At 65.0% G+C, this 8844-nt stretch carries 14 protein-coding genes; all 14 read left to right on the forward strand.

Going from position 1 to position 8844, the window contains the following annotated elements; genetic code table 11:
* Window positions 1-13 precede the first annotated feature (13 nt).
* Window positions 14-412, forward strand: a complete 399-nt coding sequence (gene rpsH / locus HNP47_RS01585) for a 30S ribosomal protein S8 (RefSeq protein WP_008262310.1) — start codon at window positions 14-16, stop codon at window positions 410-412.
* 1 nt (window position 413) lies between these two features.
* Window positions 414-947 (forward strand): 50S ribosomal protein L6, encoded by a 534-nt coding sequence (rplF, locus tag HNP47_RS01590; RefSeq protein WP_184277821.1) that lies wholly within the window; start codon window positions 414-416, stop codon window positions 945-947.
* A gap of 3 nt (window positions 948-950) precedes the next feature.
* Complete coding sequence (gene rplR, locus HNP47_RS01595; protein WP_008259637.1) at window positions 951-1307, forward strand: 50S ribosomal protein L18; 357 nt, start codon at window positions 951-953, stop codon at window positions 1305-1307.
* Between the two features lie 12 nt (window positions 1308-1319).
* Window positions 1320-1928 (forward strand): 30S ribosomal protein S5, encoded by a 609-nt coding sequence (rpsE, locus tag HNP47_RS01600; protein WP_055753395.1) that lies wholly within the window; start codon window positions 1320-1322, stop codon window positions 1926-1928.
* 3 nt (window positions 1929-1931) lie between these two features.
* The gene (gene rpmD / locus HNP47_RS01605; protein WP_184277823.1) at window positions 1932-2120 is read left to right on the forward strand and encodes a 50S ribosomal protein L30; all 189 of its coding nucleotides are present in this window, start codon (window positions 1932-1934) and stop codon (window positions 2118-2120) included.
* 142 nt (window positions 2121-2262) lie between these two features.
* The gene (gene rplO / locus HNP47_RS01610) at window positions 2263-2856 is read left to right on the forward strand and encodes a 50S ribosomal protein L15 (RefSeq protein ID WP_055804617.1); all 594 of its coding nucleotides are present in this window, start codon (window positions 2263-2265) and stop codon (window positions 2854-2856) included.
* A gap of 128 nt (window positions 2857-2984) precedes the next feature.
* Window positions 2985-4364 (forward strand): preprotein translocase subunit SecY, encoded by a 1380-nt coding sequence (gene secY, locus HNP47_RS01615; RefSeq protein WP_017506043.1) that lies wholly within the window; start codon window positions 2985-2987, stop codon window positions 4362-4364.
* Window positions 4365-4401: 37 nt separating this feature from the next.
* Entirely contained in the window at window positions 4402-4962 is a 561-nt protein-coding gene (locus HNP47_RS01620; RefSeq protein WP_017506042.1) for an adenylate kinase, read from the forward strand.
* A gap of 27 nt (window positions 4963-4989) precedes the next feature.
* Window positions 4990-5721 carry an energy transducer TonB gene (locus HNP47_RS01625; RefSeq protein ID WP_184277826.1) on the forward strand — a complete coding sequence of 244 codons (732 nt, stop codon included), beginning with the start codon at window positions 4990-4992 and terminating at the stop codon, window positions 5719-5721.
* Window positions 5722-5859: 138 nt separating this feature from the next.
* Complete coding sequence (gene rpsM, locus HNP47_RS01630) at window positions 5860-6228, forward strand: 30S ribosomal protein S13 (RefSeq protein ID WP_026108555.1); 369 nt, start codon at window positions 5860-5862, stop codon at window positions 6226-6228.
* 9 nt (window positions 6229-6237) lie between these two features.
* A complete protein-coding gene (rpsK, locus tag HNP47_RS01635; RefSeq protein WP_013268944.1) occupies window positions 6238-6627 on the forward strand; it encodes a 30S ribosomal protein S11 in 390 nt (129 codons plus the stop codon).
* A gap of 93 nt (window positions 6628-6720) precedes the next feature.
* Entirely contained in the window at window positions 6721-7740 is a 1020-nt protein-coding gene (locus HNP47_RS01640; RefSeq protein ID WP_017506040.1) for a DNA-directed RNA polymerase subunit alpha, read from the forward strand.
* 104 nt (window positions 7741-7844) lie between these two features.
* Entirely contained in the window at window positions 7845-8264 is a 420-nt protein-coding gene (rplQ, locus tag HNP47_RS01645; protein WP_184277829.1) for a 50S ribosomal protein L17, read from the forward strand.
* 89 nt (window positions 8265-8353) lie between these two features.
* Window positions 8354-8812 (forward strand): GNAT family N-acetyltransferase, encoded by a 459-nt coding sequence (locus HNP47_RS01650; RefSeq protein WP_184277831.1) that lies wholly within the window; start codon window positions 8354-8356, stop codon window positions 8810-8812.
* The last annotated feature ends 32 nt before the right edge of the window (window positions 8813-8844 follow it).

An 8844-nucleotide genomic window follows, 5' to 3' on the forward strand; every position in this document is an offset into this window, starting at 1 on the left:
GGAGCGAACAGACATGATGATCAACGATCCCCTGAGCGACATGATCGCTCGCATCAAGAACGCGGCGACCCGCAAGCGTTCCAAGGTGCTGACCCCGGCTTCCCGTCTGCGCCAGCGCGTCCTCGACGTGCTGCAGGACGAAGGCTACATCCGCGGCTACAACCTGGTTCAGAACCCGGGTGAGTTTCCGCAGTTCGAGATCGAGCTGAAGTACTTCGACGGTCAGCCCGTCATCGCCGAGATCGCGCGCGTGTCCAAGCCGGGCCGCCGCGTCTATTCGGCGATCGGCGATCTGAAGCCCGTCAAGAACGGCCTCGGCATCTCGATCCTCTCGACTTCGAAGGGCGTCATGTCCGACGCTTCCGCCCGCGACGCTAACGTCGGCGGCGAAGTCCTCTGCAGGGTCTACTGATATGTCCCGTATTGGCAAGAAAACCATCGCCGTGCCGAAGGGCGTGACTGTCACGCTCGACGGCCAGAACGTCACCGTCAAGGGACCCAAGGGCGAGAGCGCCTGGACCGTCGCCGACGAGATCGAAGTCAAGCAGGAAGGCGACGAACTGTCGCTGACGCCGCGTTCGGACACGCCTCGCGCTCGCGCGATGTGGGGTCTGTCGCGCACGCTGGTCGACAACATGGTCGTCGGCGTCACCACGGGCTTCGAAAAGTCGCTGGAGCTGGTCGGCGTGGGTTACCGCGCCGCGATGAAGGGCGACGCCCTTTCGCTGCAACTCGGCTTCTCGCACGAAGTCGATATCGCTCCGCCGGCCGGCGTCAGCTTCGCTGTGCCGAAGCAGACCGAGATCAAGATCTCGGGCGCTGACAAGCAAGCCGTCGGTCAGATCGCCTCGGTCATCCGCAAGCTGCGTCCGCCGGAGCCCTATAAGGGCAAGGGCGTCCGTTACGCGGGCGAGACCGTCCGTCGCAAGGAAGGCAAGAAGAAGTAAGTCATGGCTCTTTCTCTTCGACAACAAGCCAAGCGTCGCTCGGAGCGCACGCGTCGCCGCCTGAAGGCTGTCGCCAACGGTCGTCTGCGTCTGTCGGTCTACCGTTCGGACAAGAACATCTCGGCCCAGATCATCGACGACGCCCAGGGCGTGACCGTCGTGGCTGCCTCGTCGCTGGAAGGCGGCAAGGGCAAGCGCGGTTCGGACACGGCTGCGGCCGCCGCGATCGGCAAGCTGATCGCCGAACGCGCCATCGAGAAGGGCGTCAAGGACGTCGTCTTCGACCGTGGCGAGTACATCTATCATGGACGGGTGAAGGCGCTGGCGGAAGCCGCGCGTGAAGCCGGCCTGAACTTCTAAGGGACGCGACAGATGGCGCAACAACCCCAACGCGGCGGCGGCGGCAACGATCGCAACCGTCGTGACAACCGCAACGGTCCCGCTGCTGATGGTCCGGATTCCGACATCGTCGAGAAGCTGGTGCACATCAACCGCGTCGCCGCCACCGTCAAAGGCGGCCGTCGCTTCAGCTTCGCAGCCCTGATGGTCGTCGGCGACGGCAAGGGTCGCGTCGGCTTCGGTCACGGCAAGGCGCGCGAAGTGCCGGAAGCCATCCGCAAGGCGACCGAAGAAGCCAAGAAGACGATGATCCGCGTTCCGCTGCGCGAGAACCGCACCCTGCACCACGACGGCAACGGCCGTTGGGGCGCCGGCAAGATCATGATGCGCGCCGCCCCTCCCGGGACCGGCGTCATCGCGGGCGGTCCGATGCGCGCTGTGCTCGAAACCCTCGGCGTCCAGGACGTCGTGGGCAAGTCGACCGGTTCGTCGAACCCCTACAACATGATCCGCGCGACGTTCGAAGCGCTGAAGGTCCAGTCCTCGCCCCGTCAAGTCGCGTCCAAGCGCGGCAAGAAGGTCGCGGATCTGATGGGCCGCCGCAACGACGGCGCCTCGGCGCCCGAAGCCGTGGAGTCCTAAGTCATGGCTGAGAAGAAAACCGTCACCGTCAAGCAGACCGGCTCGCCGATCCGCCGCAAGAACGACCAGCGCGCCACCCTGGTGGGCCTGGGTCTGAACCGCCTGGGTCGTGAATCCACGCTGGAAGACACGCCTTCGGTTCGCGGGATGATCGCCAAGGTCGCCCACCTGACCGAGATCGTCGAGAAGTAAGCCGTTTCGCCCTCTCCCGAACCCGGGGGAGGGCGTTTCTGCACTTGCGAATACCCAGAGGGTCGCCTATCAGCGGCCCTTCATTTTTTCCAAGCCGAGTCCGGACGATGTCCGGGCGCTAGCACCCGAAAGGATCAGGCATATGAAACTGAACGAAATCCGCGACAACGAAGGCGCCCACAAGAAGCGCATGCGCGTCGGCCGTGGCCCCGGTTCGGGCAAGGGCAAGACCGCTGGCCGTGGCGTCAAGGGTCAGAAGTCGCGTTCGGGCGTCGCCATCGGCGGCTTCGAAGGCGGCCAAATGCCGCTGTACATGCGTATGCCCAAGCGCGGCTTCAACAACGCCAATGCTCTGAAGCTGGCTGAAGTGAACCTGTGGCGCCTGCAGGACGCCGTCGACGCTGGCAAGCTGGACGCCAAGTCCGAACTGAAGGGCGACGCTCTGGTCGCCGCTGGCGTGATCCGTCGCGTCAAGGACGGCGTGCGTCTGCTGGGCACCGGCGAACTGAAGCAAGCGCTGAACCTGGTCGTCTGGTCGGCCACTGCCGGCGCCAAGAAGGCCATCGAGGCCGCTGGCGGCTCGGTCGTCGAGCAACGCATCGAAGCCGAAGCCAAGGCCGCCGCGCGCGTCGAGAAGCGCAACGCCGCCAAGGGCAAGGCTCCGGCTCCCAAGGCGCCGCGCGGCGACGAGAACAAGATCTCGGCCCGCACCAAGCGTACCGCCGCCAAAGCCTAAGTCACGCGTCGTCGCGGCGATTAGGTCGTGACCTGATTACATCTGCGACGACGAAAGAACGGAAGCGGCCCTCGCATGAGGGCCGCTTTCCGCCTATCTGACGACTCAATCAGTCGTGGGGACGCATAATGGCTTCGGCCGCAGAACAACTCGCCGCCAATATGAATATGGGCTCGTTCGCGAAAGCGACCGAGCTGCATAAACGCCTGCTGTTCACGCTGGGCGCGCTTCTGGTCTATCGCATCGGCACCTATGTGCCGATCCCTGGCATCAACTCGCAGGCCTTCCTGCAGTTCTTCCAGAACCCGGACGGTCAGCGCGGCATCCTGGACATGTTCAACATGTTCTCGGGCGGCGCGGTCGAGCGTATGGCCATCTTCGCCCTGAACGTGATGCCCTACATCTCGGCCTCGATCATCGTGCAGCTGATGGGCACGGTGTATCCGCCCTGGGAGAAGCTGAAGAAGGAAGGCGGCGAAAGCGGCCGCAAGCAGCTGAACCAGTACACCCGCTATCTGACGGTGTTCCTGGCGCTGGCGCAGTCCTTCGGCATCGCGGCGGGCCTGAACAGCACGGCCGGCCTGGTCGACAACCCAGGCATCTTTTTCATCATCTCGACGGTCGTGACCCTGACCGGCGGCACCATGTTCCTGATGTGGCTGGGTGAGCAGGTGACGGCGCGCGGCGTCGGCAACGGCATTTCGCTGATCATCTTCGCCGGTATCGTGGCCGTTCTGCCGTCCACCATAGCCCGCCTGCTGGGTCTGGCCCAACAAGGCCAGATGTCGGCCTTCGCCCTGCTGTTCATCGCCATCCTGGCTGTGGCCACCGTGGTCTTCATCGTCTTCATGGAACGCGCCCAGCGCCGTCTTCTGATCCAGTATCCGAAGCGCCAGGAAGGCAACCGCATGGCTGGCGGCGAGCGTTCGTTCCTGCCGCTTAAGGTCAACACCGCCGGTGTGATCCCGCCGATCTTCGCCTCGTCGCTGCTGATGCTGCCGACAACGGTTGCGACCATGACGGCCAACGCCGACCTGCCCAGCTGGATGAGCTGGCTACCGCTGGTGACGGCGCAGCTGACGCACGGTCAGCCGCTGTTCATGGCGCTGTACGCCGCCCTGATCGTCTTCTTCTGCTTCTTCTACACCTCGATCACCTTCAATCCCGAGGACACGGCCGAGAACCTGCGTAAATACGGCGGCTTCCTGCCGGGCATCCGTCCGGGCAAGCGGACTGCTGAGTATCTGGACTATGTCCTGACCCGCCTGACCGTGATCGGCGCCGCCTACATCACCGCAGTCTGCCTGCTGCCGGAGTTCATCGTCAGCCAGTTCGGCAACAGCCTGTACTTTGGCGGAACGTCTATCTTGATCGTCGTCTCGGTCACCATGGACACTGTGGCCCAGATCCAGTCCCAACTGCTGGCGCACCAGTACGAAGGCCTGATCAAGAAGGCCAAGCTGCGTGGTCGTGGCGGTCGCGGCGCTCCCACGCCCGTCCGCCGCTAAGTCTTAGGTTGTCAGACGCCCAGGGGAGGGCTGAAGCATGAACTTGATCCTGTTCGGACCGCCGGCGGCGGGCAAGGGCACCCAGGCCAAGCGGCTGGTGGAAGAGAAGGGCATGGTCCAGCTCTCCACCGGCGACATGCTGCGCGCAGCCATCGCTTCGGGCTCGGAACTGGGGCTCAAGGTCAAGGACGTGCTGGCGCGCGGCGATCTGGTCACGGACGAGATCGTCATCGCCCTGATCGAAGATCGCCTGACGGAGGCCGAGGCCGCCGGCGGCGCCATCTTCGACGGCTTCCCGCGCACCGTGGCCCAGGCCGAGGCGCTGGACGAGATGCTGGCCAAGCGCGGGGTTCAGATCGACGCCGTCGTCCGCCTGAAGGTTGACGACGCCGCCCTGACCGAACGGATCGCCAAGCGCTTCGCCGAACAGGGCCGGCCGGACGACAATCCGGAATCGTTCAAGGTCCGGCTCGAGGCCTACAACCGCAACACGGCGCCGCTGCTTCCCTACTATGAAGCCCAGGGCAAGCTGACCGAAGCTGACGGCATGGGCTCGATCGAGTCCGTCGCCAAGGCGATCGACGAGGCCCTGGCCTGATTTGCGTTTTCGGGCGTTGATCGCCTGATGACTGAGTTGGACGACCCCAAACCCGAGAAGACCCGCCTACGCCGCTGGCGTATGGCGGGCATATTCGTCGCCGTCGCGGCCGCGGAAATCGGCCTGTTCCTATTGCTGGGACAGGTGAGGGGACCGGCCCCGACGCCCGTGGTGGAGCCGCCGCCGTTCGAGGTCGTCCTCTACGATCCGCCGCCGCCGATTTCCAACGAACCCCCGGCGCCCGAGACCGGCGGCGGCGCGCCCGCTGCGCCATCCGTCATTCACACGCCGCCGCCTCCCCCCAAGGAACGCCCGCGCGAAGTTCCGGCGCCGCCCGTCAAGGCGCCGGAGCCTGCGCCCGTCGTCGGGGTCGCGCCGGCACCATCGCCGCAACCCGGCTTCGGCCAGGGCGGGCAGGGGACAGGCAGCGGATCTGGTGTCGGCTCTGGATCCGGCCCCGGCAGCGGCTCGACCGGACCGCGTCTGGTCACAGGTCCCACCATCGGCCAGATTCGCGCCAACCACCCGCCGGGCGCCCGCAGCCGTTACGGCCGGGTCGAACTGTCCTGCGTCATCCGTTTGGACAGCCGGCTGGACGGGTGCCGCGTCGTTCAAGAGACGCCCCCCGGTCTGGGCTTCGGCGCGGCCGGCCTACAGGTGTCTGGCTATTTCCGCTTCCAGCCGCCGACGGAAGACGGTCGACCGGTTGAGGGGCAGCGGGTCACGGTCGGCGTCGATTTCGGCCGCCCGCCACGCTGAAGCGGCGCCGCGCCGGAGCGGATGTTGACGCCCGGTGAATCATCTGTATAAGGGCGCCTTCCCGCGAAGGGCGCCACGCTCCTGGTTTGTTAACCGGAGCGTTTGTTGCGTCTGACTAACGCGTATCTGGAGAATTTCGTGGCCCGTATTGCTGGCGTCAACATCCCGACCAACAAGCGCGTAGAGATCGCGCTTCAGTATATCCATGGCATCGGCCCCGCCGCCGCCAAGGACATCACCGAGAAGGTGGGCATCGAGCCCGCCCGCCGGGTGAACCAGCTGACGGACGCCGAAGTCCTGTCGATCCGCGAAACGATCGACAAGGATCACACCGTCGAGGGCGACCTGCGCCGCGAGACGTCGATGAACATCAAGCGTCTGATGGATCTGGCCTGCTACCGCGGCCTGCGTCACCGTAAGGGCCTGCCGGTCCGCGGTCAGCGCACCCATACGAACGCCCGCACCCGCAAGGGTCCCGCCAAGCCGATCGCCGGCAAGAAGAAGTAAGACAGACACATGGCCAAGGAACCGGGTCGCGTAAAGAAGCGCGAGCGCAAGAACATCACCTCGGGCGTCGCCCACGTGAATGCTTCGTTCAACAACACCATGATCACGATCACCGATGCCCAGGGCAACGCGATCTCGTGGTCTTCGGCGGGTCACATGGGCTTCAAGGGTTCGCGTAAGTCGACGCCCTACGCCGCTCAGATGGCTGCGGAAGACGCTGGCAAGAAGGCCCAGGAACACGGCGTGAAGACGCTGGAAGTGAACGTCTCGGGTCCGGGCTCCGGCCGTGAGTCGGCCCTGCGCGCGCTGCAGTCGGTCGGTCTGACGATCACGACGATCCGCGACGTCACGCCGATGCCGCACAATGGTTGCCGTCCGCCCAAGCGTCGTCGCGTCTAAGCGATAGCGTTCCAAGGCACCCCCAATCTCCGTCCGCTCCATCATGGCCTCGTCGACAAGGCCGGAGCAGGCGAAACCCGTTCGAGGGACAAAATGATCGAAAGAAACTGGCAAGAGCTGATCCGTCCCGAGAAGCCGCAGATCGAGATCGGTTCCGACGCCCAGCGCAAGGCGCGCCTGGTGGCTGAACCCCTCGAGCGTGGCTTCGGCGTGACGCTCGGCAACGCGCTCCGTCGCGTTCTGCTGTCCTCGCTGCAAGGCGCGGCCGTCACGGCCATCCAGATCGACGGCGTCGTTCATGAATTCTCGTCGCTGGAAGGCGTGCGCGAAGACGTGGTCGACATCGTCCTGAACATCAAGCAACTGGCGCTGCGCATGCACGCCGAAGGCCCCAAGCGCATGACCCTGCGCGCCACGGGCCCCGGTCCGGTGACGGCCGGCCAGATCGACGTGCCGGCGGACATCGAGGTTCTGAACCCCGACCACGTCATCTGCACGCTGGACGACGGCGCCTCGGTGCGCATGGAACTGACCGTCCAGAACGGCAAGGGCTATGTCGCCGCCGAGCTGAACCGTCCGGAAGATGCGCCGATCGGCCTGATCGCCGTCGACGCCCTGTATTCGCCGGTCAAGAAGGTGGCTTATCGCGTCGAGCCGACCCGTCAGGGCCAGTCGCTGGACTACGACAAGCTGCTGCTGGAAGTCGAAACCAACGGTGCGGTCACGCCGGTTGACGCCGTGGCCTACGCCGCGCGCATCCTGCAGGACCAGCTCCAGATCTTCATCACCTTCGAAGAGCCCAAGAAGGCTGTCGAGCAGTCGGACGGCAAGCCCGACCTGCCCTTCAACCCGGCGCTGCTGAAGAAGGTGGACGAGCTGGAACTGTCGGTTCGTTCGGCCAACTGCCTGAAGAACGACAACATCGTCTACATCGGCGACCTGATCCAGAAGACCGAGGGCGAAATGCTTCGCACCCCGAACTTCGGCCGCAAGTCGTTGAACGAGATCAAGGAAGTTCTCACGACGATGGGCCTCAGCCTCGGCATGGACGTGCCGAACTGGCCGCCCGAAAACATCGAAGATCTGGCCAAGAAGTTCGACGACCAGATCTAAGTTCAACCCTCCGCCCGTCTCCTTCGGGAGAATGTCGGGGCGGTTAGAAGATTACGGTTCCAGGTCCCTGTCGGGATACCGGTTCCGGAGTAGGAGAGACCCAGATGCGCCACGGCGCCGCCCATCGTAAACTCGGTCGCACGACCAGCCACCGCACCGCCATGTTCGCCAACATGGCCGCCTCGCTGATCAAGCACGAGCAGATCACCACGACCCTGCCCAAGGCGAAGGAACTGCGTCCCTTCGTCGAGAAGCTGGTCACCCTCGCCAAGAAGGGCGACCTGCACGCGCGTCGTCAGGCCATCAGCCATGTTCGCGACGTGCCGCAAGTCGGCAAGCTGTTCGAAACGCTTGGCCCGCGCTACAGCGAGCGTAACGGCGGCTATATCCGCATCATGAAGGCTGGCTTCCGCCACGGCGACAACGCCCCGATGGCCGTCATCGAGTTCGTCGACCGCGACGTCGAAGCCAAAGGCAAGGACTCCGGTCCGGTCCTGGCCTTCGAAGGCAACGACGAAGACTAAGATTTGGTCGTTAGACCAAACGCCGGAAGGGCGGTCGGAGTGATCCGACCGCCCTTTTGCTTTGCGTGCACACCGGGCATGAGGGGTGAATGACCGTCGCCATCGTCGATTTCCGTCCCGATCACGCCGCCGCCTGGGCGCAGTTGAACACCGCCTGGCTGGTCGAGGGCGGTTTCGCCATCGAGGCCAAGGATCGTCTGGCTATAGATGATCCGCAGGGCGTGTTCCTGGACAAGGGCGGGCGCATCTTCATCGCGCAGAGGGATGGGGAGCCAGTCGGCTGCTGCGCCCTGGTCCCGACCAACGACGGGGTGGAGGTCTGCAAGATGACGGTCACGCCCGCCGCGCGCGGCCTGGGGCTGGCGCGACGCCTGCTCGAGGCCTGTGAAGCGGCGGCGCGGCAAGCGGGCTCTGACCGTCTGTATCTGGAAACGAACAGCGCCCTAAAGCCCGCGATCGCCTTGTATGAAAGCGCCGGCTTCGTTCACCTGCCGCCACGTCCCACGCCCTATGTGCGCGCGGACGTCTTCATGGAGAAGCGGCTCTAGCCGCCTAGGACGCGGCGGTGGCTGCCTTCCGC

Origin of the sequence: Brevundimonas vesicularis (assembly GCF_014204545.1) — a bacterium.
In the GTDB taxonomy this organism is placed as follows: domain Bacteria; phylum Pseudomonadota; class Alphaproteobacteria; order Caulobacterales; family Caulobacteraceae; genus Brevundimonas; species Brevundimonas vesicularis_B.